22 protein-coding genes are annotated in these 24,563 nt (G+C 38.6%); 9 read left to right on the forward strand and 13 right to left on the reverse strand.

The window, feature by feature from the left end; translation table 11 throughout:
* Positions 1-389: 389 nt before the first annotated feature.
* The 5 genes from K5Q22_RS05720 to gla all read right to left on the reverse strand — a co-directional run bounded on the left by K5Q22_RS05720 (position 390) and on the right by gla (position 7,249).
* Positions 390-713 carry a hypothetical protein gene (locus K5Q22_RS05720; protein ID WP_238146102.1) on the reverse strand — a complete coding sequence of 108 codons (324 nt, stop codon included), beginning with the start codon at positions 711-713 and terminating at the stop codon, positions 390-392.
* A 17-nt stretch (positions 714-730) separates the two neighbouring features.
* Entirely contained in the window at positions 731-3,751 is a 3,021-nt protein-coding gene (locus tag K5Q22_RS05725) for an InlB B-repeat-containing protein (protein WP_205013901.1), read from the reverse strand.
* A 269-nt stretch (positions 3,752-4,020) separates the two neighbouring features.
* Complete coding sequence (locus K5Q22_RS05730) at positions 4,021-4,629, reverse strand: CoA pyrophosphatase (protein WP_205013900.1); 609 nt, start codon at positions 4,627-4,629, stop codon at positions 4,021-4,023.
* A gap of 112 nt (positions 4,630-4,741) precedes the next feature.
* A complete protein-coding gene (locus K5Q22_RS05735) occupies positions 4,742-6,274 on the reverse strand; it encodes a helicase HerA-like domain-containing protein (protein ID WP_205013899.1) in 1,533 nt (510 codons plus the stop codon).
* Between the two features lie 129 nt (positions 6,275-6,403).
* On the reverse strand, positions 6,404-7,249 hold the full coding sequence (gene gla / locus K5Q22_RS05740; protein ID WP_044673757.1) for an aquaglyceroporin Gla: 846 nt from the start codon (positions 7,247-7,249) through the stop codon (positions 6,404-6,406).
* Between the two features lie 141 nt (positions 7,250-7,390).
* On the opposite strand from gla, the gene K5Q22_RS05745 reads away from it, so the two are divergent.
* Positions 7,391-8,191 carry a formate/nitrite transporter family protein gene (locus K5Q22_RS05745; protein WP_205013898.1) on the forward strand — a complete coding sequence of 267 codons (801 nt, stop codon included), beginning with the start codon at positions 7,391-7,393 and terminating at the stop codon, positions 8,189-8,191.
* Positions 8,192-8,226: 35 nt separating this feature from the next.
* Here the strand turns inward: K5Q22_RS05745 and K5Q22_RS05750 are convergent, their stop codons facing one another.
* Together K5Q22_RS05750 and K5Q22_RS05755 are read right to left on the reverse strand one after the other, a co-directional pair.
* On the reverse strand, positions 8,227-8,922 hold the full coding sequence (locus tag K5Q22_RS05750; RefSeq protein ID WP_002937552.1) for an LrgB family protein: 696 nt from the start codon (positions 8,920-8,922) through the stop codon (positions 8,227-8,229).
* Positions 8,915-9,295: a CidA/LrgA family protein gene (locus K5Q22_RS05755; RefSeq protein ID WP_105136652.1), complete on the reverse strand. Its 381-nt coding sequence runs from the start codon at positions 9,293-9,295 to the stop codon at positions 8,915-8,917. Before K5Q22_RS05755 ends, K5Q22_RS05750 begins: the two co-directional genes overlap by 8 nt.
* Positions 9,296-9,588: 293 nt before the next feature.
* Between K5Q22_RS05755 and K5Q22_RS05760 the strand changes: the two genes are divergently transcribed.
* The 3 genes from K5Q22_RS05760 to K5Q22_RS05770 are packed head-to-tail and all read left to right on the forward strand — an operon-like array spanning position 9,589 to position 11,718.
* Positions 9,589-9,915, forward strand: a complete 327-nt coding sequence (locus K5Q22_RS05760; RefSeq protein WP_205013897.1) for a PadR family transcriptional regulator — start codon at positions 9,589-9,591, stop codon at positions 9,913-9,915.
* A complete protein-coding gene (locus K5Q22_RS05765; protein WP_105105134.1) occupies positions 9,902-10,657 on the forward strand; it encodes a DUF1700 domain-containing protein in 756 nt (251 codons plus the stop codon). Before K5Q22_RS05760 ends, K5Q22_RS05765 begins: the two co-directional genes overlap by 14 nt.
* Positions 10,654-11,718, forward strand: a complete 1,065-nt coding sequence (locus tag K5Q22_RS05770) for a DUF4097 family beta strand repeat-containing protein (RefSeq protein ID WP_205013895.1) — start codon at positions 10,654-10,656, stop codon at positions 11,716-11,718. The genes K5Q22_RS05765 and K5Q22_RS05770 overlap by 4 nt, the downstream gene beginning before the upstream one ends.
* 49 nt (positions 11,719-11,767) lie before the next feature.
* On the opposite strand, the gene K5Q22_RS05775 is transcribed toward K5Q22_RS05770, so the two are convergent.
* Positions 11,768-14,227 (reverse strand): YhgE/Pip domain-containing protein, encoded by a 2,460-nt coding sequence (locus K5Q22_RS05775; RefSeq protein WP_205013892.1) that lies wholly within the window; start codon positions 14,225-14,227, stop codon positions 11,768-11,770.
* 125 nt (positions 14,228-14,352) lie between these two features.
* On the opposite strand from K5Q22_RS05775, the gene K5Q22_RS05780 reads away from it, so the two are divergent.
* The 4 genes from K5Q22_RS05780 to K5Q22_RS05795 all read left to right on the forward strand — a co-directional run bounded on the left by K5Q22_RS05780 (position 14,353) and on the right by K5Q22_RS05795 (position 17,510).
* Entirely contained in the window at positions 14,353-14,886 is a 534-nt protein-coding gene (locus K5Q22_RS05780) for a TetR/AcrR family transcriptional regulator (protein WP_205013889.1), read from the forward strand.
* Between the two features lie 84 nt (positions 14,887-14,970).
* Complete coding sequence (locus K5Q22_RS05785) at positions 14,971-15,954, forward strand: ATP-binding cassette domain-containing protein (protein WP_205013887.1); 984 nt, start codon at positions 14,971-14,973, stop codon at positions 15,952-15,954.
* Positions 15,947-16,726, forward strand: a complete 780-nt coding sequence (locus tag K5Q22_RS05790) for an ABC-2 family transporter protein (protein ID WP_024384749.1) — start codon at positions 15,947-15,949, stop codon at positions 16,724-16,726. The genes K5Q22_RS05785 and K5Q22_RS05790 overlap by 8 nt, the downstream gene beginning before the upstream one ends.
* A gap of 1 nt (position 16,727) precedes the next feature.
* Positions 16,728-17,510 (forward strand): ABC transporter permease, encoded by a 783-nt coding sequence (locus K5Q22_RS05795; protein ID WP_024384750.1) that lies wholly within the window; start codon positions 16,728-16,730, stop codon positions 17,508-17,510.
* A 264-nt stretch (positions 17,511-17,774) separates the two neighbouring features.
* On the opposite strand, the gene K5Q22_RS05800 is transcribed toward K5Q22_RS05795, so the two are convergent.
* From K5Q22_RS05800 to K5Q22_RS09910, 5 genes are all read right to left on the reverse strand, one after another.
* On the reverse strand, positions 17,775-18,602 hold the full coding sequence (locus tag K5Q22_RS05800; RefSeq protein WP_205013885.1) for a Cof-type HAD-IIB family hydrolase: 828 nt from the start codon (positions 18,600-18,602) through the stop codon (positions 17,775-17,777).
* A gap of 390 nt (positions 18,603-18,992) precedes the next feature.
* Positions 18,993-20,567: an ABC transporter ATP-binding protein gene (locus tag K5Q22_RS05805; RefSeq protein WP_044775198.1), complete on the reverse strand. Its 1,575-nt coding sequence runs from the start codon at positions 20,565-20,567 to the stop codon at positions 18,993-18,995.
* Positions 20,564-22,222, reverse strand: a complete 1,659-nt coding sequence (locus K5Q22_RS05810; RefSeq protein ID WP_024394724.1) for a PQQ-binding-like beta-propeller repeat protein — start codon at positions 22,220-22,222, stop codon at positions 20,564-20,566. The genes K5Q22_RS05805 and K5Q22_RS05810 overlap by 4 nt, the downstream gene beginning before the upstream one ends.
* Before the next feature lie 56 nt (positions 22,223-22,278).
* Positions 22,279-23,076 (reverse strand): C39 family peptidase, encoded by a 798-nt coding sequence (locus K5Q22_RS05815; protein ID WP_029175000.1) that lies wholly within the window; start codon positions 23,074-23,076, stop codon positions 22,279-22,281.
* Between the two features lie 444 nt (positions 23,077-23,520).
* Entirely contained in the window at positions 23,521-23,592 is a 72-nt protein-coding gene (locus tag K5Q22_RS09910) for an SHP2/SHP3 family peptide pheromone (protein ID WP_133057281.1), read from the reverse strand.
* Positions 23,593-23,673: 81 nt separating this feature from the next.
* Here K5Q22_RS09910 and K5Q22_RS05825 point away from each other — a divergent pair, with 81 nt between their 5' ends.
* Positions 23,674-24,546, forward strand: a complete 873-nt coding sequence (locus tag K5Q22_RS05825) for a helix-turn-helix domain-containing protein (protein ID WP_205013883.1) — start codon at positions 23,674-23,676, stop codon at positions 24,544-24,546.
* Positions 24,547-24,563 lie beyond the last annotated feature (17 nt).

A 24,563-nucleotide genomic window follows, 5' to 3' on the forward strand; every position in this document is an offset into this window, starting at 1 on the left:
TCAACAAGAAGATGTTGGAATTTTGAACATTTATTACAATTGGAATAGAGACTTAATCTTTTTAAAAATCCGTTATTCTATTATATAGTCAAGGTACTATTTCACCAAATTCCTTTTTTATTAGTATATAGAAGTAATTAATCTCTAGCAAATTATATCCAACTGCAATTCATTATAACTTATAATATCAAATGGGAACTCTACAAAGTTAGACCTTATTATTTTGTTTGTAAGGAAATATGATTTTAGAGAATAGTTTTCCTCTAATCCTAATGGATTACTAGGTATTCCATAGAATCGCTATTCATGGTATTCTACATAACCCATTTTTTACTAAAAGTTGGATCACTTCAATCTTCCATCCTAGTATCAATAAAAATATTGGATAACTACTCGTTCAATGTCATAATTAATAAATTTCCAGGTTTATCTTCTACAATAAATAAGTCGTCAATCCCTTTTCCACTACTATTATCAAGAATTTTTTTGGCATCTACTATTTTTTCTATAGACTCTTGATAGACTTTATCAGAAATCTCACTTGGAATTTCTAAATATATTGTACCTTTATCAGTTGTGGATTTTATAGTTAGTTTAGCAGGTTTTGTTTTTTTATTTGAATCAATGATTACTACTTTTTTCTTTTTAATTGAGCCAACAATCTTAAAAACTAGTTCCTTTAATATGTCCACAGTTAGCCCTAAAACAAGCATTTCTACAAACTCTCTAACTATTCTTCTTTTTTGTTTTTGAATAGATACAAGCCTGTGGCAAGAGTGGCTAAAGCACCACCTAGCCAGCCTATTGCGCTACTTGCTTCACCTGTATTTGGCAAAGTTGCTTTTGGTGCCTCTGCTTTTGGCATCATTGAAACCTTAGATTCAGGCTTCATACCCTCTGTCCGTGTCATTTGAGCTTTCTCTGCTTCTTGTTTATCTGCCTTCGGTTGCTTCATATCTGGTTTCTTAGTTTCTGGCATTGGTTTGTCAGTTTCTACTTTATCAGATTTTGGTGCTTCCGAATCTTTCTTAGGAGCTTCCATTTGTGGTGTGTCCATTTGTGGTTGCTCTGCCTTTGGAGCTTCGGCTTTCGGCTTTTGTTCCTTAGGCATATCATCCGCCTTCGGTTGCTTCATGTCTGGTTTCTTAGTTTCTGGCATTGGTTTGTCAGTTTCTGCTTTACCAGTTTTTGGTGCTTCCGAATCTTTCTTAGGAGCTTCCATTTGTGGTGTGTCCATTTGTGGTTGCTCTGCCTTTGGAGCTTCGGCTTTCGGTTTTTGTTCCTTAGGCATGTCGTCTGTCTTCGGTTGCTTCATATCTGGTTGTTTAGTTTCTGGCATTGGTTTGTCAGTTTCTGCTTTACCAGTTTTTGGTGATTCCGAATCTTTCTTAGGAGCTTCCATTTGTGGTTGCTCCGCCTTTGGATCTTCAGCTTTCGGTTTTTGTTCCTTAGGCATGTCGTCTGTCTTCGGTTGCTTCATATCTGGTTGTTTAGTTTCTGGCATTGGTTTGTCAGATTCTGCTTTATCAGTTTTTGGTGCTTCCGAATCTTTCTTAGGAGCTTCCATTTGTGGTGTGTCCATTTGTGGTTGCTCTGCCTTTGGCTCTTCGGCTTTCGGTTTTTGTTCCTTAGGCATGTCGTCTGTCTTCGGTTGCTTCATATCTGGTTGTTTAGTTTCTGGCATTGGTTTGTCAGATTCTGCTTTACCAGTTTTTGGTGCTTCCGAATCTTTCTTAGGAGCTTCCATTTGTGGTTGCTCCGCCTTTGGAGCTTCGGCTTTCGGCTTTTGTTCCTTAGGCATGTCGTCTGTCTTCGGTTGCTTCATATCTGGATTCTTAGTTTCTGGCATTGGTTTGTCAGTTTCTACTTTATCAGATTTTGGTGCTTCCGGTTGGACTTCTTCTTGTTTTGGAACTTCTGGCACTGGAGTTTCTTTTGGTTGCTCTTCTGGTATTGATGGAACCTCTGGAGCTGGAACTTCTTTCTTCGGTGCTTCCTCTTTTGGAGTTGATGGCGCTTCTGGTGTTTGTGGAGCGTCTTGTTCTGACTCTTCCTTTGGAGCTTCTGGTTGCTTTTCAGGAGTTGACGGAACTTCTGGCGCTGGAGTCTCTTTTGGTTGCTCTTCTGGCACTGATGGAGTCGATGGCGCTGGAGCGTCTTCCTTCTTAGGTTCTTCCGTTGGTGCTTCCGGTGTTTGTGGCGCTTCTGGTACCTGTGGTACTTCTGGAGTCGGTTTCTCAACTTTGGGTTCCATCGGTTTCAGTGTTTCCTCTGAGGACTTTTTCCGTACAATAGCAACCAAAGTTATATCATGCGAAACTTTTAAATTCTTTTCAATTTCCTTCTCAGGGTCACTTTCAAGAGCCCATCCAACAAATTCATACCCCTCTTTCGTTGTCACTCTTTTTTGGGCTCTTGCAAGAGTATCCTCGATATTACTTCCAATGATTACTTCTTCTAAATACTGACCTTCTTGTAGTCTATATGCACTATCTGGGGTCGTAAGTATATCTCCCTTCTCCTTAAAAGTAACCTTCACTTTTAAACTTTCTTTTGGAATTGTTCCAAGTTCAACTATTCCACTTGATTCAGGCGCCTCTGGTTGAGAGGCTTCCGGTGCTGGTGGTGTTTGTGGCGCTTCTGGTTTTGGTGAAGCCTCCGGAGTATCTTTTGACCCCTCTGGTTGAGGAGCGTCTGGCGCCGGGGTTTGTGGAGCCTCTTGTTTTGGTTCTTCTGGTTTTGGAGTCTCCTTAGGTGGCATAGGGGTTTCTTTCTCAAGGGTAATCTCACGTGCACCTAGTGAAGTAACCTCTGTTCCCGACGAATTTCCATACCTAAAACTCTTCATCACCGCCACAAGAGGGAATGTTTTTTGGCTTGGGTCAGTCACACTAGCAGTTAAAGTATATGTCAACTGAGTAGTAGCTTGTATTTTATCTATGAAGTAAATCTCAGAAAAACGATTTTCTGTTTTCCAATTTTTAACCTTTTCGTTAGGAGCAGCTTGGTCTACAGACCAGCCCCATTGACTATCAAAATTCTTATCACCCTGTCCATTCTCTTTTTTACTAAAGAAACGGTATTTTTGTCCACCGTTATTCTCCGAAGTATTAACATTTGTAGGGAATTTATCAATTATATTAGCTTTCTCATAGTTATTATCAATAATGGCTGTCAACTTCAACCCGTTTGGAAGAACAAAATAAAGACCTCCATTATGGTTGAAAGACCATGCACTTGTGTCAAAGCTTACTTTCCATGTAACCTGACCTCGTTCCGCACTCAAGAGATCTACAGACACTGATTTACTAAGTTTACTTTGATCTCCAGCATTCTTATAATCTGCATTTGATGATTGAATTAGTTCCGACTGTTGCTTCACTACCTTTTCTGCCATATTATCTGAAGGCTCATCATTCACCGGAATTTCTTCCATATCATTACTACCAGAATTACTCATCACCGCACGAGGTTGAAGAAGTGCTTCAGGTGAAGATGGCTCCGTAACCTCTTCGGCTTTCTCATTTAATTCTTCTTCCAAAGTCTCATCGTCTTCAAGCTCCTCTTCAGCTAAAAAGTCGCTTTCTCCTCCATCTGATACTACCGGTATATTAGTAGCATCGCTTGCATTAACTGATGTAACATCTGGTTCTAGCACCTCTGCTTTAACCGTTGTCGTTGGATAAAAGGCTAATCCCCCTAATACGACTGTGCTTAATAATAGACTGGACACAACTTTCTGCTTGCTCATAATTGGCTCCTTCTTAAAATATAGATTTATACATTTTCCCACTCATCTACTGAATGCGTTTACATGAATGTTGTCGCATTTCTGGATAGATGATGGCACTTCAAAATATGGACCATACAAAGTATACCAGTCATAGCTATCTTTTACCTGCTACGCACCTGTTTTTTTTGTATTTTTCTATACATTGCTCATGTTGAGCTTTGTCTCCATTTTTTCACTGATACATATCGCAAAGGCTGGTTTTTCCTCCAAAAAAATAACCTATCATTTCACGATAGATTATTTTTCACTATTTCCGCAAAACGATGGGTAAATTGAGCAGTCATTCCCCAGATATTTTCTGGTAGATTTTCATAAAAGGGAACAGAGCGTTTGTGATGACTGAAAGGATAGTCAACCCCACCTCTCAAACGTTCAAAGGGAAAGTCACAATCTGGGATAATCTGTGAATCCAGTTGATAATAGACAGGGGCCGTTTTCAGCAAGGTTTCTAGTGGAACGGTAAAGAATCGAGCCACTTCATCATTGGGTTGAAGAGTCTGCCAGTCCAAGTGAAGTCGACCGACAAAACAGCGAATCGTCGAGCGTCCAAAAACTAGATAATCAATTTCCCCTAGCAACTCAATTTGTTCCTGTTGAATGTCAAGTTCTTCGATAACCTCACGAATGGCAGCTTCTTCTGCTGTCTCACCTTCATCAATTCCACCACCTGGGAAGGAAACTTCTCCTGGTTGAGAAATGGACTCGCTCCGAATCTCATACAAGACCTGCCACTGATTGTCTGACCAGACTAAGGGCAAGAAGACTGCATAGGAACGTTTTTCACCCAAGGGCTGGGGCTGATAGTCTTTCAATAATGCCTGCAATTGATCAGTCATGGCAACTCCTTACTAACTAGTGATTTGTGTTTATTTTAACGAATTTTGTGGCATCTGGCAAGAACTTTGTCTAGATAAAAAAACTGAGAAGTTTCCTTCCCAGTTCCTCATCTTATTTTCCTTTTAACATGCCCATAATGCCACGAGTCACCACGCGCCCAACTTCCCGTCCGACCTGGCTCATCAGGTTCTTGGTAAAGCGGTCCATCATAGAGTCTGTTTTGCGACTAGCTGGCTGACTGGCTTTTTGTGCAGCTTTAGCCGCCTCTTTCTGGGCTTTCTCTTCCATTTTTGCGGCTGCCTTAGCTTCTTTTTCTGCCTGTTTTTCCGCCTCGGCCTGCTCTGCTTTTTTGATGAGTTCGGCTTCTTTGGCCTCTGTCATGGCTAGAATCTGCTCGTGGGCAGATTCACGGTTGACCGCGTCAGCATATTTTTCCATCAAAGGAGAGTTATTGATGACAGACAAGAGGGCGCTCGGCTCGACCGTTCCAAGCATACTCTTCGGTGGGTAAATCAAAACCCGATCCGCAAAGCTTGGTGTGCCGTCAGCTTGAAGGGTAGACACAACAGCTTCACCCACTTGTAACTCCTGAATGACCTTAGCTAAATCCTCCCCACCTTCTTGACGGAAGGTTTCGGCAACAGTCGCAACTGTTTTGAGCTCTTTTGGTGTAAAGGCGCGAAGACCATGCTGGATACGGTTGCCCAGCTGGGCTGCCACGCTATCAGGAATATCCGTCGGATTCTGCGTTACAAAGAAGACACCTACACCTTTTGAACGAATCAAACGAACAATTAATTCAATCTTTTCAAGAAGAACTTTTGGAGCATCTTTGAAGAGAACATGAGCCTCGTCAAAGAAGAAGACCATCTTAGGCTTGTCCAAATCGCCCACCTCAGGCAGCACTTCATAGAGTTCTGACAAAAGGCTGAGCAGGACTGTCGAATAAAGAGTTGGTTGATTGAACAGCTCAGTAGCTTGAAGAACGTTAATAATACCACGGCCATCTTCTGCTGTACGCATCAAGTCAGCAATCTCAAGGCTTGGCTCACCGAAGAAAATCTTACCACCTTGTTGCTCCAAAACGACCAGACTACGTAAGATAGCACCAACCGAACGAGCTGGAATATTTCCATAATATTGGCTCAGCTCTGCTGCATTTTCAGCCACAAAATTCAGCATAGCACGCAGGTCCATTAAGTCAATCAAGAGAAGACCACGCTCATCTGCCACGCTGAAAACGATATTCAAGATGGACTCCTGAGTATCATTCAAGCCCAGTAAACGTGTCAATAAGACAGGTCCAAGCTCTGAAATAGTCATGCGGACAGGAGTCCCATTTTCCCCTAAGACATCCCACAACTCAACTGGATAGCCAACAGGGTTATAATCAAGATAGTGGGTTTTCTCCAAGCGACTAGGATCAATCTCCTTGGTATTAGCCGCAACCAAACTATTCAAATCACCCTTGATGTCCGATAGAAAGACAGGAATTCCCGCATCACTTAACTGCTCCGCCAAGACCTTCAAGGTCACGGTCTTCCCTGTACCTGTCGCACCTGCGATGATTCCATGACGATTGAGTCGCTTGAGCTGCATCTCTGCTCGATTGCTTCCATAGCCAAAAGCAATAACATCTGACATATTTTAGCCTCTTTTCCGATTTTTTCTAGCTTTATTGTAGCATAGTTTTTGGAAAAATAGCAGAGCAGACAACTTTACATTGGATATACCAAGAGAAAAAGAAAAACCCGACGAATCGGGTTCTCTATATTATAGATACAAGAATTTGAATAGTGCAACAGCGGCAATTGATGCGATAATTGGAGCACATACACCAACCCAAGCATACCACCATTTTGAATCAGCCTTGTTTTCACCAAGAACAGATTTTGGAAGAAGGGCATGGACGATACGTGGACCAAGGTCACGTGCTGGGTTAAGACCAGGACCTGTTGGACCACCAAGAGCCGCAACAAGTGCCATAACTAGGAAACCAATGCCTAAGTGAGCAACTGCAATTGAACCTGAAGTATATGGAGCAGTCATTGTCTCAGCGACTGTTTTATCATAGCCTTGTTCAATCAATTTACCAACCAACTCTGCACCAAAGAAATGTTTGGTCAAAGCAAGGGCACCGAAGAACAATACAAATGAACCAACGAACTCATTCAAGAAACCATTAGTTGTCGCAGCTTTACGGCTTTCTTTCGTTCCGTTATCAAGCGCACTGATAGTTGAGAATGAACCAAGAATATGGTTAGAATTTTCAGTTTTCAAGAAGTAAGGTTTGTAAACTGCTACAACCACTAACTGACCAAACATTGCGCCTAACAATTGAGCAACAATGTATTGAGCAACGTGAGCCCAAGGGAAGAGACCTGAAACAGCCAAACCAAGTGTGAAGGCTGGGTTGATATGGTTACCAGAAACGTTACCAAACATCAATGCTGGCATCATAACTGCCAAACCATAGCCAATCGCAATGAGAATCCAACCAGAGTTGTTTCCTTTGGTGCCTTTTAAATCAACGTTTGCAACTGTACCATTACCAATGATAATAAGGAGTGCAGTCGCTAAAAATTCAGTGATATATTTCACTGTCCATGTAACATCCATATTTTTCTTATATTTCCTTTCAAAAGTTAAATTTTTTTTGGACAACAACCATTTTATCAAGTATAATAAACAAAGTAAAGCCATTCGACAAAAAGAAAACGTTTACCCTATAAAAGTAGTAGATAAAGTGAGGAGATTAGGATGGGAGCTACCCAAGATACACTACTATATACAATTGAAAAAAGCATTAAGAAAAAAGCAGATTTGTTTGAACACCGTTTTTCTGCCTACGCTGTACGATCGATACTAGCTAGTCTTTATTTAGGATTGGGAATTGTCATTTCTCTTTATACAGCAGACAAACTCAACCATGTCGCAGAAGGACTCGGGAAGTTTAGTTATGGGTTGATGTTTGGTTGGGGGCTACTCATGATTTTATATATGAATGCCGAACTAGGAACATCCAACATGATGTATATGACAGTAGCCAGCCATCGAAAAACGATTCCTACTAAAACAGCCCTCAAGATGTTGGCAACCTGTATCCTTTTCAACTTTATCGGTGCTGTCCTTGTTTGTTACTTTGTTTCATTGACACTGCCTTATCAGCACGTTGATGCTCACAGCTACCTATTTGAAGCGACAGTGACAAAACTAGAAAAAACACCTCTTACCCAGTTTATTGAAGGAATCTTTGCTAATATTGTTGTGAATATCGGCGTATTTACCTTCTTACGCATCAAAGATGATGCCGGACGTCTCATTTCCGTTATTTTCATCATCTTTATCTTTGCTTTCTTGGGATATGAGCACGTCATTGCGAACTTTTCACTCTTCTCCCTGGCCTTTTTTGCAAATGGTGGACCAGTTGAGGGAATGACTCTATTAAGTGTACTAAGCAATTTCCTCTTTTCTGGATTAGGAAACTACGTGGGGGGCGGCCTCTTTATCGGACTTCTTTATAGTTGGTTGAATAATCAATCCAAACTTTATGTAGACTAAAAAAAACTACGGTTGGAATTCCTACCGTAGTTTTTTTATTGTAAGATAATCTGCGCAACTATAGGACTAATCACCACATACATAATTCCTGTAATCCCAATAGCTAAGCCAGCCATTGCCCCTTGCGTATGCCCATATTTTATCGCTGTACCCGTTCCAATGGCATGCCCTGTTCCTCCCAAAGCAAGACCAACAGCTACCGGGTCTTCAATTTTTAGTAGCTTTAAAAAGACCGGACCAAGAACACTTGTCAGAATTCCTGTTGCAACAACGACTACAAGAGTAACAGTTGCTATTCCTTGCATTTTATCAGTAATACCAACAGCCATAGCAGTGGTGACTGATTTTGGAAAAAGAGAGATTGCTAGAAAAAAATCCATCCCAAACCATTTGGCAATCAGGGCAGTAAAGACAGTATTGACAATACAGGCAACAAAAATTCCCAAAAGAATACTTCGAATGTGATGTTTCATTAGATGGAAAGAACGATACAAAGGAATACCCAGAGCTACTGTTGAAGGCACAATAAGCATATTTAGATAGGAACCTCCTGCATAATATTCCTTATAGGAGATACCTGTCATTTTTAAAAAGACAATAATCAATCCTGTAGCTACCAACAGTGGGGTTGTTATTGGATGAGGAAATCTCCGATAAATCAGCATTCCAATTAAATATGCTGCAATTGATAACATAATACCAAAAATAGGATTTGAAAAAAGTTCAGTCATGCATTCCCTCCACATCAATGTAGTCACCTTCAAACTTTTGCTTCACAAATTGAACAACAAAACCAATTACTAAGATATTTAAAAAAATGGCGCCTAAAATGACGATGATAATAGGAAGTAAATAATCTTTAATTGCATCAAATCTCTCCATAATGCCCACCGCTGCAGGCAAAAAAAGAATGGTCATATTAGCCAGCAAAAAATTTCCAACCGTATGAATGTGGCGAAGACGAATCAATTTGAACTCTAGGGCTAAAAATAGGAGGATTAAGCCAATAATACTTCCCGGAATAGGAAGATGAAAAATAGTCGAAATAGCTTCCCCTAAAAATGAAAATACTAGAATAATCATAAACTGAACATATAGTTTCATCTTTACACCACCTTAAATACTACTAATCCATCTGAGGTCATTCTCTTTTAGTCCAGAAACTCCCTGAATGTTAGTACTGTTATTAAGTTTACTACTCTGAAAATATTTTTCAAGGCTATAAAACGTTTACACATTAAAAATTTGTCTTAAGCTATTTTATTTATTTTGCACATAATCACTTGACAATTTATTTTTGTAGGTGTATATTTAATATATAACAAATTTTGATATATGCAACTGAACACTATATATCAAAACCGAACCCAACTAACAACAAAGGAAAGGAGCGTCCTATGCATTTTCCAATCCCCGCAGTGCTGACAGAATTTCTCATCATGGCTATTTTGGAATCCGATGATTCTTATGGCTATGAAATCTGTCAGACCATTAAATTAATTGCCAACATCAAGGAGTCCGCCCTCTATCCCATCCTAAAGCGATTGGAGCAAAATGACTTTTTGACTACTTATTCCCAAGAATATCAAGGTCGTATGCGCAAGTATTATAGCCTAACTCAGTTAGGTCACGAAGAATTGGTCCGACTCAAAGATGACTGGGATACCTATACAAACACGATAAACGGCATCATAGAAGGGAGCGTCCGCCATGACAAGAACTGAATACATGGAGCAGTTAGAAAAATATCTCAAAAAACTGCCCCACAAAGAATACTTTGAAGCCATCAGCTTCTTTAATGAGTATTTTGACGAGGCTGGACCAGAGCGTGAAACAGAAATTATAGAAGAACTTGGTTCACCAAAAGAAGCTGCTAGTGAGTTGATTAATAACATGCTCAACAAGCAAATCCAGGAGGAGAAGGATCAACAAGAGCCTGTTCAACTCAACTGGAAACTCTGGGTTGGTCTGGGAGCCTTAAGTATGACAGGTCTCTTCTCTTTCTTCCTACTCTTTATCATGGGAGAGTTTATCGGAGTCATTCCTCTGTTTGCAACTCTTATCCTCGGCGCCTTTTTCCTCGGTCGCTACTTCCGTAATTTTAGCCAAACAAAACGAACGCTCTGGTTGGCTATCCTAGCTGTCATTTCCCTGCCTATCGCCATTCCACTTTTGCTCATTCTCCTAGCTAGTCTATTGGGATTGGTGGCGCTCATCTTGGCCCTCATTGTCGGTGCCTTTGTTCTGGGTGTCGGACTTCTCACCAGCGGTGGCTATCTGATTTGGGAAGCCTTTAGCCTTATGTCAGAAGGTTTCAATATCTTCCTCATGGGGTTTGGCTCAGGTTTGTCTTTGATTGGCGGAGCTATTCTCATCTACATCTTGACTGGATTTTTTGCCTACTGGTCTTGGCGACTGGTCAAGGCTTGCTTCAAATGGATCTTGAAACGAGGTAAACGAGCATGAAAAAGAAACTAACCATCGCCATTATTATCGGCTTTGTCAGCCTGATTGCAGGCTTAATTCTAGCTGGCATTGGATTTTTCACTGGGGGCGTAACCCGTTTGGAAGAGGTTGCTGCTCCGACGGAAGTCCATAAGACCTTCACAGATTTGAATACCATTAAAATTGACTTTATCCCCCACAGCGTCTATATCAAGGAGTCTAGCGATAGCAACTACCATGTGACCTATGCCAACTCCGACAACAATATGCAATCCCCCTTAAAACTAGCAGAAAAAGAGGGAACTTTGACCCTTTCTTCACAACAAGAATCTTTTGCTATCGAAGGAATTATGCAGTATCTTGGAGAAAGGTTGGCCCAACGTCGTATCAATGTCTTCTCCGTCACCATTGAAGTGCCTAAAGGGAAGACACTGGATAAATTAGAGGGACACAATCTCCACTTCTATGATTTTGGCGGTTTCACGATTGAGAATATCCATATCAAAGAGGCAAATCTGTCTGGTGGTGTCACTCTTGACAAGGTGACTATTAACAGCGGTCAGATTGAAGCAGGCTACTTCCAAGCGACACAATCCACTCTAAAAGATATGCACATCAACCTCCAGGAAAGTAGCATCCACCTATCTGAAACCAGTTTGGAAAATGTTACAATTAAAAACTACCAAGAACTGAATGCAAATCAATTGACTCTCCTAGGAAAAAACGTCCTCACTCCTTCCGAACACAGCCTATCTGTTACAAATATAAACCTAACAGATAAGAGCTTACAAGACATCAATCTGAATATCAGTACACAGCTGGACATCAAAACACTTGCGGAACACTTAGGCTACCACTATGAAACCCTCGAAGAACTAAAGCAAGCTGTTGGTGATATGAGTTACTTCAACGAACAAGCTGAAAACGTCGGTATTTTCACTAAAGATAAGTATCAAACATTATCGATCAAAAAAGAGGAGGATAAACAAACCTTAACTTTGGAGAAAAAAGAGAGCAATAATAGCCTGACCATTACTTCAACTAACGCAACCATTAATTTACGAACACCAACACCAAAATAACTACATCAACCAAAAACCAACTGTTCACATGGAGCAGTTGGTTTTATTATTATTCATCTTTTTGATTATAAATCAAGAGACCTAGTCCCATAAAGCCTACTAAGAAGAGGCTCAGCATCCAAACTTGATGACTACTATTTCCAACCATTGAAATGGTTTGACGAAGTCCTGAAACAGAATAGGTCATTGGAAGATAGGGCTGAATGACTTGGAAAAAGCGTGGGCTGAGTTCGATTGGGTAGGTACCTGCGCTTGATCCAAGCTGTAGTAACAAGATAATTAAACTTGCGAAGGATCCGAAACGATTATTCCAACCCACCAAGGCTGTAACGAGGGCCATGAAGGTCCAAGAGGCTAAGAGGATTAATCCCAAGGTTGCCATTGGATGAGCCGGTTCGATTCCAATCAAGCGAAGAACACCGTACAGAATCAGTGCCGCTAGGCTGGCTATCGTACCATTCAGTAACAATTTCCCTTTGGCCCAATCCCAACGATTCTTGTAGGAGCGATTATCAATGTGTTTGACAAAAATAACATTCGCTGACAAGGCTGCAACCATTAGTGCGACAGATACCATATAAGGAGCCATTCCGACACCGTTGGTCTTCACATCATCTTGGTCGCTGTGTTCCAAGGTGACTGGTTGAGAAACTGCTTGTGCATTTTTGTCTTCTACAGAGATGACTGATAGTTGTTGACTGGCTGAGCTGAGTGAATTTGTTAGGGTTTCACTACCTGTACGAAGACTGGAAATACCGCTTGTCAAGGTTTGACCGCCACTAGCTAATTGATCCGCACCAGCAATTAATTGCTGACTACCTGAAGCCAGTTGTCCTGAACCGCTGACAAGTTGACTGGAGTTGGATGCCAAGGTTGCCAATCCTGATGTTAACTGACCACCTCCTGATTGGATACTACTATTATTCGCAACCAACTGGGCGCCACCTGTTGCTAATTGGGCAACACCTGCGGTATAGGCTGTTACTCCTGACATGAGTTGACTCGCTCCATTTGATAATTGCGTTTGAAGTTGACTCACACCACTCGTCAAGGCTTGAGTTCCTGGTAGAACTTGCTGGTTCAAAGCTGTGTTGACCTGAATCAAGCCACTTGATAGGTTTTCAATGGCTGTTGTGGCGCCTGGCAATGCTTGATTGGCAGCCGTGTTAATCTGACCGACAGCTGATTGCAGCTGGCTCATTTGTGTTGCCATGCCAGAAAGACTTTGTAGGCTAGATAAGGCTTGACTGAGTTGAGACAATTGACCCAAAATCGTTTGGGCTGCTGTCGCTGTTGTCGAAGGCGAGTTTTGGAGGGCGCCAACCAATTCAGCTTGCTGATCAGCTGTCAAGTTCTGATAGGTAGCCGTTGCTTGCAAGGCTGCAATGCTGACTGTTTTATCAGCTTGAGCTGCAGTCAACAATCCTTGAGCTTGAGCCCCCATCTCTGTCAAGAGGCTAGATAGAGTAGAGGTATCTACTGCAAGTCCTCCGATACTTGATAGGCTATCATTTAATTGATTGATGGCTGCTTGCAGCTGAGGAAGTCCTGTCAATAAGGCCTGTATTTGACTAGACTGTTCAGCAGACAAACTAGTTGAACTAGCGAGTTGCTCCAAACCTGCCTGCAATTGATTGGCTCCTGTTACCAGTTGTTCAACCTGGCTTGCTCCTGTTTGCAATTGTCCCACCCCAGCGATGAGCTGAGAGGAATTAGCATTTAATTGCTCCGCACCTGAAGCAAGACTCGCTACCCCATTTGTGTAGGTTGTTAAGCCACTGGAAAGTGTTTGACTTCCTGAAGCAGCCTGATTGACTCCATCTGTATAAGACACAACTCCAGTAGCCAATTGGTTTGCTCCTGTCACCAGTGATTGACCTGATGAAGATAAGGTAGATAAGCCTGATGATAGAGTCTGACTTCCGGTTTCTAATTGACTAGCTCCATTTGTTAATTGTTGACTTCCATCTGCTGCCTCAACCATACCCGCTTGAATCTCTCCCATGCTATCAAAAACGGCAGTTGTGTATGTTTCGGTAATCGTCTTTGAAACAGATTCCTTTAATTTCTCCATAGCTGATTCGCCCATCTTAGAAGCGACAAAGCTGTGACCTTTAGAGGTTTGGTAAGAAATCGTTAGTGGTTCAGGCTGATCCGTCAAGAGACTGGATGCTTTTTCTGATAAATCTTCTGGTAGGGTGATGACCATGTAATAGTCCCCTTCTTCCAAGCCTTTTTCCGCATCTGTTTCTGATACAAAGTGGAAATCCAGACTTTTGCTCTCTTTCATATTATCCACCATATCATCACCAATGGTGAGGGTTTTATCTTGAAAGCTCGCCGACTGGTCTTGATTGACAACTGCTACAGGCAACTGGTCTAGTCGGCCGTAAGGATCCCACATAGAGGTTAGGAAACTAATGTTATATAAGGCTGGGACACAGGCAACACCGAGAATGGTGATCATGGTCATTGGTTTTTTGAAAAAATTCTTTACTTTTTCCGACATAAGAAACTCCTTTAGACATCCTGTCCAAAAACTGATAAAATATATTATACAAGTATCATTTTCAAAATCAAGTAATAAGAATCATTTTTTGGACAATGTGTCTAAAAATGTTTAAAAGGAGTAAAATGGGAACAGATAATCGGAAAGAACGGACACGTCAAGCCATTTTAGAAGCAATGGTGACTTGCCTAGAAACTCAAGGGTTTAACGAAATTACAACCACCCACCTCGCTCAAACAGCAGGAATTAGTCGCTCTAGTTTTTATACCCATTATAAGGATAAATATGAATTGATTGACTCCTATCAACAGGGACTTTTTCACAAATTAGAGGCTAAATTTGACCGTTATGATGGCAATCGCCAATCATCATTTTTAGAAATTTTCGAGTTGCTCTATCGTGAAAAATTGCTTTCTGCCCTACTGACCCATAACGGAACTCAAGAAATCCAAAATTTTCTTATCAATAAAGTCCGACTTCTTGTTGCCAATGATTTAGCGGAGCGCTTAGGAAAAGAGAATTTATCACAACTGGAAAAAGAATACAGCAGCATCTATTTTTCACATGCCTTCTTCGGTATCATGCAGGTATGGATTAAAAATGGTAAGCAAGAATCTCCTCAATATATGACCGATTTTCTAATAAAAATGTTACCTTAAATGTGACTTTTTACCGCCACTTTCTGGGGAATATATTATAATATCCTTATCTTACGCAAACGTTTTCAAACAGGAGATTATGATATGATTCAAGCTGAACATCTATCAAAAACCTATTCCATCATAGATAAGGAAGTCGGTCTCAAAGGTTCGATTAAGGCCTTTTTCAAGCCAAAGAAAAAGTCAATCCCTGCTGTTCAAGACATTTCCTTGCAGGTAGAAAAAGGCGAAATCATCGGCTATATCGGCTCTAACGGTTCTGGTAAATCCACCACCATCAAAATGCTTACCGGAGTCCTCTTCCCAGACCAAGGACAGGTTCGTATCAACGGCCTCAATCCGCAAGAAAATCGCAAGGCTGTCAATAAACAAATCGGAGTTCTCTTTGGGCAAAAATCCCATTTGGATTGGAACTTGCCTGTCCAGGAATCTTTTATCCTTCACGCAAAAATTTATGATGTTCCAGATAAGGTATTCAAAGAGCGATTGGCTGTCTTGATTGACCTATTGGACTTGGCTGATATTATGAAGCAACCAATCCGTAATCTGTCACTCGGCCAACGGGTTCGCTGTGAATTTGCGGCTATCTTTATCCACCAGCCTGCCGTTGTTTTTTTGGACGAACCAACCATCGGCTTGGATGCCAGCGTCAAGGAGACCATTCGCTCCTTCATCCGCTATATGAATCAAGAATACCAGACTACTTTTTTGATTACTTCCCATGATATGAAGGATATTGAAAGCCTCTGTGAGCGGATTTTTATCATTGATAAGGGCAAGAAAGTCTACGATGGTTCTCTGACCGTCCTCAAAGAACGCTTTTCCACAGTCAAGACCATTCTCTTTTCCACAGAAAAGCCGATTGAAAAAGACTTTCAGCTAGAAGGCTGGGAATTTGAACGAATAGATGATTTTCACTTTGAAATCCACTACCAAAGCAAGGTCTGGACTAGTGCCCAGGTGATTGAGCAAGTTTTCAATCATTATTCAATTGAAGATGTCACCATGAAGGAATTGGAAATTGAAACCATGGTCCGCCAAATTTATGAGGAGGGTATCCATGCGTAAATATCTCTACATGACCCGCCTGACCATGATGAATGCCATGCAGTACAAGGCTTTCTTTCTAGCGACTTTCGTTTCACTGGCAGTGAAGATTTTGGTGGCTCTCTATGTTTGGAAAACCATTTTCTTCACTCAATCAGAAGTCAATGGCTTTACCCTGCAAACCTTTACTACATATATCATCTTTGCTAATCTACTAGCCAGTTTAAATTCTTTCTCACTCGGAGAAGATTTGTCCTACAGCATTTTAAAAGGAAGCATTGCGGGGGAATTTCTCAGACCCTATTCCTTTATCCTAGCCCTCTTTTTCAAAGACCTTGGAAATAAACTCTTGGAACTGATAAAATTTGCCATCGTATTTATCGGTATTCTACTTGTTCATCAAGATTTCTACCTGCCTGACGGCCAGACCATTTTGCTCTTTCTGGTCAGTTCGATTTTAGGGATGTTTATCGTTCAATTACTGGATATGGCTTTTGGCTTCTTAGCATTTTTTACAGTCAATGCCTGGGGAGTCATGCTTCTGAGAATGGGACTTTTCAATCTAGCCTCTGGGGCGCTTTTGCCACTCAGCTTCTATCCACAGGCTGTGGAAAACTTTTTGAAACTCCTTCCCTATAATTATGCGGTTAACGTTCCAGTTTCCATTTTATTGGGACAGGAAAGCGATCTAACAGCTTTGGGACTGCAAGTTATATGGATACCCATTCTAGCCTGCTTCATCGCCGCTCTTTGGTCCCAAGCCAAGCGTCGTATTGTCATTTTTGGAGGTTAACATGAAGAAATATATCAGCCTCTATCTATATAACATCAAGGTCTACATGATGGCCCAGATGTCCTTTCGGGTGGACTTCTTCATCGGGCTTTTCTCCTCTTTGATTGAACAAATTGTCTACCTGATTTTCCTCAACATCCTCTTTGGAAATATCAAGGAAATCGCTGGTTTCAACTACGGTCAAATGCTTTTTATCTATGGAATAGCGACCGTCGGACGCTCCATTCACTTGATTTTCTTTGACAATCTCTGGATGTTTGGCAGTCGCTACATCCGACAAGGCGAATTTGAACGCCTCCTCCTCATGCCTGTCAATCCTCTTTTTCAGCTTATCTGTGAACGAATCCAGCCACAAGGAATCGGAACAACCCTCATCGGTTCCCTCGCACTAGCCCAAGCTTCCAAGGAACTGGGTATGGAATGGAGTCTTGGAAAACTAGCCCTACTAATCTTTATTGCCATTTGTATCGGCCTACTCTATGCAGCTATTCAGCTCGGTCCAACTGCTCTAGCATTTTGGATTGTAGAATCATTCCCTTTGACTATGGGAATTTTCGCCCTCAATCAGATGGCTCAATACCCACTCAATATCTATCCAAAAATCATTCAAATCCTGCTGATTTTTGTTTTCCCTTATGCTTTTACAGCCTATTTCCCAGCCCTCTACTTCCTAGACCTGTCTATGTGGGGACTGGCTCTGCCACTAGTTGTCCTGGTCCTATTTACCATCAATTACAAACTCTTCCGCCATGGTATGACCAAGTTCACCAGCGTTGGAAATTAAAAAAAAGCTAGCATTCTCTGGATTGAGAACACTAGCTTTTTTCTATATACTTATAAAATATAGTTGTTTAGTTTGCTTTTAGTACTAGCTTCAAAGGTTCGGGGAACCTTTGGAGGCTGGAAATAAAGCGAACAACGTTCGCATCAAAAAGTCGCAGGCTGTACTGGAGTACGGCAAAGCGAGTTCAAATCACTCCTGTGGAGTGTTTGAAGTTGGAAATAAGGAAACGACGTTTCCGCGCTCGTCGAAGTAATCAAAGATAAACTAAATAACTATATATTCTTCAATGACCTGAAGCACACCTGCTTCCAAATGGCTTGGAGCCAGGTATTTGGCTACCGCCTTGACCTTGTCTGTCGCATTTTCCATGGCATAGGGATACCCAACATAGGACAATAACTCAATATCATTGTCTGAATCACCGAAGGCCATCACCTGTTCAGGTTCGATATCCAAACTGGTCAAAACCTGTTCCAAGCCCCACGCCTTATGAATCCCTTCTGGCAATATATCAATGGAGCCATAGCCACTAGTCACTGCAACCAGCTGACCTTGAAAAGCCTGGTTAAACTCTTCCGTTATCGATTCTACACGTGCTTCAGGAACCCAGAGACCAACCTTATAAATAGGTTCTAAATTAGGATAGGCACTGAGGTCGTCTAAATAGGTCACACGATTTTGGAAGGCCGCCATTTGAGCTGGTTCTATTGGCAAATCCGTCCCTGCAAATGGCATACCTGCCCCAGCCTGCATATAAATGTTTTCTTCATTCGACAACATCAAACATATATCCGCCCAACGTCCTTTGAAAAAACGCAGTATTGCTTCGACTTCCTCTTGCTGAATAGTCCGACGAATGAGTGTTTTTCCCTGATGATAGATATGGGCACCATTATCAGCCACAAAAATCAGTCGTTGCTCAAATCCTTGGCATAATTGTAGCAATCGCCCAATTCCATTGCCACTAGCGATAACAAAAGGAATCTTTTTCTGATCTAGTTGATCCAAGGCCCGTGAAAATCGCTCTCTATCAAAACTCCCCTGGCCATCTAAAAAGGTCCCATCCATGTCTGTCGCAATCAAATTTATCATACAATCTAACCTTTTCCCTTTCAAGGGGGTGCAAAAACCATGTAGGGTGTGCATCTTAAATCCTAGTATAATTTCTTTTATTATACCACACAGTTAGCATGAAACATAATCCCCAAAAATTAAGAGAGGCTTTTTAATGCTACCGAAGAATGTAAAGTGTATTTTTTCGACATTTCTTAATATCTTTAGTTATCAATAAATTTTTTAGTTCATCCAAAGTTACTCCGTGGTCTATATCACTACCCCAATAAAATCTAACTATTCTTTTGGGACATACCTGTGAGTATTGAGAATTAACTTCACCAATGCAATCGAATAATTTTATTACCACTATGAATAATCTTATAGTCACTAAAAAATTGACTCGAACAACTAATGTTTATTCTAATTTCAATTAATCGTTTCAATATCAATTATATCATCAAAGAACGACTCTTCTATTTTCCTATGACTTACCATAACGACGGTTTTATTTTGGTAATATTTTTTTAAAATAGTCATTAATTGAGTCTGCATTTCTAAATCTAAAGCAGAATCTATTTCATCCAATAATAAAACTTCATATTGATTGATTATACCTCTGGCAATCAATATCTTTTGCTTTTCCCCACCTGACAACTTATCCCCAAAATCACCTGGTTTTCTTTCAGACCATCCATGTACATCTTGAATAAGAGTTGTCATTTTTAATTCTGCGATTAGGTTCATTAACAAGGCATCATCAACCTTATCCAAAGGGTATATCATGTTCTCTTTCAAAGTACGATCAAATAAAGTCATCTTTTGTGATAAATACCCTATTTGTTCTGAAGATAAATAATGCGTAACGCTTCCAGAATCAGGAGTAATCATCCCTTTTACTAACTTTAATAAAGTTGACTTTCCCGTTCCATTTTTTCCTCTAATTAAAATAAATTTTCCTCTTCGAATGCTGAATGTTAAATTATCAAAAATTTTCTTATCACCATGGGAAAATTGAACATTTTTTAAAGAAATCAAACTATCTGTATCTGTATTCTCATGTGATATAGATACCTTATTTAATCTACCAAAATCAATTTTATCTAAAGCTAAATCTAATCGATCTAGGGATTCTAAAACAGATAAAAATTGTTTGCCAAATCCGTTCATATGAATAGATGAGTAAACTAAGACTAGGATATAAGCCATACTACCATCACTACTTTTATTTAATACTAATACAATCATGACAACAGTCATAACTGATAGAATTAACTGTAACAATAACTGATGACTATCTATCCTTTTTTGTAGATTAAAATATGTTTTTTGCTCTTTGCTTAAAATTGTATCGTATTTCTTAGTTTCAAAAAATTGTCTAAATGTAGAAATAATTACCTCTACATTTTGAAAATAATCAACAAAAAAGGAATTGGTCTCACTAGTTGAATCCAACGCATCTTGAATCAGGCGAACATTATCTTTTGAAAATACAATAGATAGCCATAGATAAAGACTACAAAATAATATATAAACGCCACCAATAAAAATATCATAGGTTATAAGCGAAAATGCGTACAAAGAGATAATCAATATAACATTTAAAATAAAACTAATACTTTCATACTGTAGCGATCTAGCTGAGTATGAAATTTCAGATGCTAAATTTTGAACTTCTCCTAAATTCATATCAACGAACTTAGAATAACTTTTATCTGATATGTCCTTAAAAACAATAGATTTCGAAACTTTTCTGACTTTTTGCAACATATAATTTTTAGGAAATGCTACAAATGATACAGATAAAAATGATAATAAAAGTAAGAATAGATAAGTATAATCTATAGTTGATTTAGTAAATGAAAAAAGTTCAGATATTAAAAAAGGCTGGATTCCTATCAATAAGAATAAAACGACTATGATGCCTACATAGATACAAACTTGAGTAATTCCTATACTTTTAATTAATTGTCTAAAAAAACTTATTGTTCGCTTTTTATTCATTCTATCCCCTCTTCATTTATAATAAATTCTTCTAAAGTTGTTGCTGGCGAACTCAATGCTCTTTTTAAAACTAATCTCCAAGTTTGAAAATCTGCATCTTTCCACTTACTTCTTTCTTTTATATAATCAATGATTTTCCTAAACTCATCTTGTTTCATATCTTTTCCATAAATACTAAATAAAAATTCAGCAATTGCCGCTCCACTATTATAATAATCCGATTGCTGTATATTCCGATATAAATGATTTAACTTAAAAGAACTTGGTAATAAATTATTAGAACTTAACCCAATAATTATAGGCTCTATTTTCTCTAGTCCTGATTTAAAAGTAACCTTAAGTGGTACACAATACATTCCCTTTACATTATTATTTTTGAGAGGGACTAAAAATGAAAATATTTTACTTTCTCCTATCCTATCACCTATAAGAATTTCTTTCTGAGATATTACTGCTGGAAACATCTTGATATTCTCTATATCATCACTATCTACCTTTATCAGTACCTGTAACTCATTATTTTCTACAATATCTCCTATTTCAAAATGATTTATGAGCAATTCATCAGGGTAATCTGCAGATACTTGATATCCTTGTAATAAACCATGTGCTGGTGGTTCGCCACCGCCCACAATTATGCAATTACTTTGTATTGTAATCGCACTATAAGGAGAGTGTCCTATCACCTTTCGATCATATATTCTACCTGTTACCTTATCAATAAAGTACATTGAACAATCAGCTAAAACCAAAAGAGTTTTTCTAAAAATACTAGGAGGAGCCACAATTGAACCTTCTTTTGTTTCTATTATCCAATCTATTTCCCCAGATTTTTTATTTATACAATATATATTCCCTGACAGAGTTGTAGTATAAACGTTGTTACTATCTACTACGGGTAAATGTCTCCCTGCTATACCTGATATTCGTTGTTCCCAAAGTATACTTCCTGAATTAGCATTGATATTGAATACGATTTCTCCACAGGAAACAAATATACTATCATCCGATAAGAAAAAACCAGATGTGTCTGCACTAATAATATAGCTCTCGCCCAAATCAACTTCAAAAAGAGCTCCTCCATCAAGATTGAGACCACCTATGACAATATGAGATGTTTGCGTTAATGCGTCATTCTTAGTGTACATTGTCAATAAATATCCATTAAATAAAGATATTGTTCCAAAAAAGAAAGAATTTTCTTTTTCTATTTTAAAATCTAATTTTCCATCTTCGGTTATAAAATAAATTATATTGCTTGAAGAAAATACTATTTTATCATCAATAATATTAAGTGAACTTCGTACTCGCCCACACCCTCTATATTCCCAAATAAATTTTCCGTCTTCTTTCGAAAATGCTGCAATAGAATCAAATTCCTTCAATACAATAACTAAATTTTTATATACTAAGGGTGTCCCATATCCTCCGTTGACTACACTCTGTGTCCATAAAACTTCACCAGTAAAAATATTGAACTTTATAATACCATATTCTTGCTTAACTTCTGAATAAAATACTACATATCCATCTTGTGGATTTTCAGGATCAAAAAACGGAGTTCTAACTAATCCATCAATAGGTAAAGCCCATTTTAAATTAGAAAATAGCAAATTAGTATTTTCAATATCTTCTATTAATTTTTTTCTAAACATATCTTCACCTCTATACAGTTAAAGATATCATATACAAATATGATATCTTTAATTACTTAAACTACAACCTTATTAAGGTCAAATTCCTGCTTATATTTGTGCTGAGAGCTACTAGTCACATCAACCATTTCATTAAACTCAAATTTTATAATATCTTCATAGTGGTATGGTCTCTCTCCCACTAATTTAGATGATACAGCAAAATGCACATCTACTTCCTCAGAAATATCCTTACCAATCGGAATTTCCATTTTTGCAGTCTGCCCTACCCACCATTCACCACGAATAATATTATGATAAGTGAATACTGATCCGTTTAAAGTGTAAGATGCAGTTACATCAAACTCAGTAAATTTAGATTGTTTTTGATCTATTATGTATCCTTTGGGGACATAAAATCCAAAATCAATACTAACGCTGGTATTATAAAACTTATCTGTATACACAGCTACTTTCTTCTGAATTAGTGAACAACGAGTACTCTTTTCAGCCGTCGCATTAACACATACTATAGGAAGTGCTTCGTATTTAATGGTTGAAAGTCCCCCTTTTGAACCGTTCCAATCAACTCTCCAAGGGTCTAGAATATCGAATTCTTGCTTAAAATCATCATATCCAATAATTAATACCGCATGAGATTCCATATCTAACTTAGCTGTATTTCTATCACTATCTGTAGGATAAGATAGTGCAGAATGAATACGGATTAAAATAGGTTGTCCATCTACTAATGATTGCTTAACACTCTCTATCGTCCTTAAAGCCCATGGCTCATACCCAATAACAGGTGCAAAACCTGTTATATTTTGTACATTTGACAATTTGTCATTTTTTATCAACGATACTTTAACCATTAGCCAATCCTCCTTTAAATTTTTTCGCATACATAGCGTCATACTTGATAGATTTTGTCAATCTATTTTTTCTGTTAAATAATATTTTTTAGTAAATTATCTATAAAAGATTCTACAATAAAACTAAAGATTATTTAAACCCTGTCTAGCAATATTCCTGCAATAATAATAAAGACTTGAGCTATAAAAAATCCTATAATCTATGGACCTATTATACTATTTTTTATTTATAATCTAACAACTGCCCTTTATTTAATTTAATATAGAAAAATTAAAGTGTTACTACTATAATTCTCTTTCAGCTTTCTACTCCATTTATTACTTGTATATTTGTATCACCTCCTCACTATTTATTGGATAAGATAAGTACACGTCTCTTTATTACCTAATAGGCAACAATTCTTTAGGCATATGCCTAAAGAATTAGGTGTACACCTAATCGATTTACCCACCAACAATGATAATGATGTCCATAATCAATACCAGAATCGGGATAAGTTTTGATATTTTCTTCATACTTGGACTTCCTTTCCGTTTTTATTTATTGTACAATAAATAAAACTAGTTCAATTTTTTGTTGGGAAAGTGGGAAATCAGATGAAATTACATCTTGGAAAAACTTTGAGAAAAGTAAGACAAGGAAAACAAATCAGTCTATGTTCTCTAGCAGATGGGCATCTTTCTAAATCACAAATATCTCGTTTTGAACGTGGAGAGTCAGAAATATCTTGTGTTCGACTTATCAATATTTTAGACAAATTAAACATTTCTCTAGATGAATTTCTTATTCTTCATGATAGTGATTATACCAACACAGAATCATTTGCTAAATTAATGCAGTATATTCGTAAACAATATTCATCGCAAAATATAGATAATATAGCCTCATTACTTTCAAACTCTTCAAAATATAATTTAAATCCGTATGTGAGAACTATGGTAAAGTCCATTCTACATACACTAGACAGTAACATTGTTCCATCAGATGAAGAGTTGCTTCAACTAACAGACTATCTCTTTAAAATTGAAAACTGGGGTTACTATGAAATCATTTTATTAGGTAACTGTGTGCGAACAATTAATTACGACTCCTACTTCCTATTAACAAAAGAAATGCTACATAATTACATCTATTCTTCATTAAATAAAACCAATAAGCGAATCGTTACTCAGCTAGCTATAAATTGTTTCATTCTTAGCATAGATATGGAAAAATTTTCAAATTGTTCCTATTTGATTAGTGAGATAAAAAAATTATTAGACAATGAACTAAACTTTTATGAACAAACTGTTTTTCTTTATGCTACTGGCTACTTTGAATTTAAGCGATCAGGTAAAGGAATTGAAAAAATGAAACAAGCCATACAAGTGCTCGATCTTTTAGGAGAAGACAAGTTAAAATTACACTATACTAGCCATTTTGATAAACTGGTAAATAAAAAACAAGGGGAATATTTCTCTAAAATTTAACGATTTACAAATCAAGG

Origin of the sequence: Streptococcus sp. 2018162, assembly GCF_019754175.1 — a bacterium.
GTDB classification, from domain to species: domain Bacteria; phylum Bacillota; class Bacilli; order Lactobacillales; family Streptococcaceae; genus Streptococcus; species Streptococcus hashimotonensis.

What these genes read in the sequence shown, in the direction of transcription:
- K5Q22_RS05720 (WP_238146102.1), bottom strand. Translation starts at nt 713, where the DNA reads ATGCTTGTTTTAGGGCTAACTGTGGACATATTAAAGGAACTAGTTTTT.
- K5Q22_RS05725 (WP_205013901.1), bottom strand. Translation starts at nt 3,751, where the DNA reads ATGAGCAAGCAGAAAGTTGTGTCCAGTCTATTATTAAGCACAGTCGTA.
- K5Q22_RS05730 (WP_205013900.1), bottom strand. Translation starts at nt 4,629, where the DNA reads ATGACTGATCAATTGCAGGCATTATTGAAAGACTATCAGCCCCAGCCC.
- K5Q22_RS05735 (WP_205013899.1), bottom strand. Translation starts at nt 6,274, where the DNA reads ATGTCAGATGTTATTGCTTTTGGCTATGGAAGCAATCGAGCAGAGATG.
- gla (WP_044673757.1), bottom strand. Translation starts at nt 7,249, where the DNA reads ATGGATGTTACATGGACAGTGAAATATATCACTGAATTTTTAGCGACT.
- K5Q22_RS05745 (WP_205013898.1), top strand. Translation starts at nt 7,391, where the DNA reads ATGGGAGCTACCCAAGATACACTACTATATACAATTGAAAAAAGCATT.
- K5Q22_RS05750 (WP_002937552.1), bottom strand. Translation starts at nt 8,922, where the DNA reads ATGACTGAACTTTTTTCAAATCCTATTTTTGGTATTATGTTATCAATT.
- K5Q22_RS05755 (WP_105136652.1), bottom strand. Translation starts at nt 9,295, where the DNA reads ATGAAACTATATGTTCAGTTTATGATTATTCTAGTATTTTCATTTTTA.
- K5Q22_RS05760 (WP_205013897.1), top strand. Translation starts at nt 9,589, where the DNA reads ATGCATTTTCCAATCCCCGCAGTGCTGACAGAATTTCTCATCATGGCT.
- K5Q22_RS05765 (WP_105105134.1), top strand. Translation starts at nt 9,902, where the DNA reads ATGACAAGAACTGAATACATGGAGCAGTTAGAAAAATATCTCAAAAAA.
- K5Q22_RS05770 (WP_205013895.1), top strand. Translation starts at nt 10,654, where the DNA reads ATGAAAAAGAAACTAACCATCGCCATTATTATCGGCTTTGTCAGCCTG.
- K5Q22_RS05775 (WP_205013892.1), bottom strand. Translation starts at nt 14,227, where the DNA reads ATGTCGGAAAAAGTAAAGAATTTTTTCAAAAAACCAATGACCATGATC.
- K5Q22_RS05780 (WP_205013889.1), top strand. Translation starts at nt 14,353, where the DNA reads ATGGGAACAGATAATCGGAAAGAACGGACACGTCAAGCCATTTTAGAA.
- K5Q22_RS05785 (WP_205013887.1), top strand. Translation starts at nt 14,971, where the DNA reads ATGATTCAAGCTGAACATCTATCAAAAACCTATTCCATCATAGATAAG.
- K5Q22_RS05790 (WP_024384749.1), top strand. Translation starts at nt 15,947, where the DNA reads ATGCGTAAATATCTCTACATGACCCGCCTGACCATGATGAATGCCATG.
- K5Q22_RS05795 (WP_024384750.1), top strand. Translation starts at nt 16,728, where the DNA reads ATGAAGAAATATATCAGCCTCTATCTATATAACATCAAGGTCTACATG.
- K5Q22_RS05800 (WP_205013885.1), bottom strand. Translation starts at nt 18,602, where the DNA reads ATGATAAATTTGATTGCGACAGACATGGATGGGACCTTTTTAGATGGC.
- K5Q22_RS05805 (WP_044775198.1), bottom strand. Translation starts at nt 20,567, where the DNA reads ATGAATAAAAAGCGAACAATAAGTTTTTTTAGACAATTAATTAAAAGT.
- K5Q22_RS05810 (WP_024394724.1), bottom strand. Translation starts at nt 22,222, where the DNA reads ATGTTTAGAAAAAAATTAATAGAAGATATTGAAAATACTAATTTGCTA.
- K5Q22_RS05815 (WP_029175000.1), bottom strand. Translation starts at nt 23,076, where the DNA reads ATGGTTAAAGTATCGTTGATAAAAAATGACAAATTGTCAAATGTACAA.
- K5Q22_RS05825 (WP_205013883.1), top strand. Translation starts at nt 23,674, where the DNA reads ATGAAATTACATCTTGGAAAAACTTTGAGAAAAGTAAGACAAGGAAAA.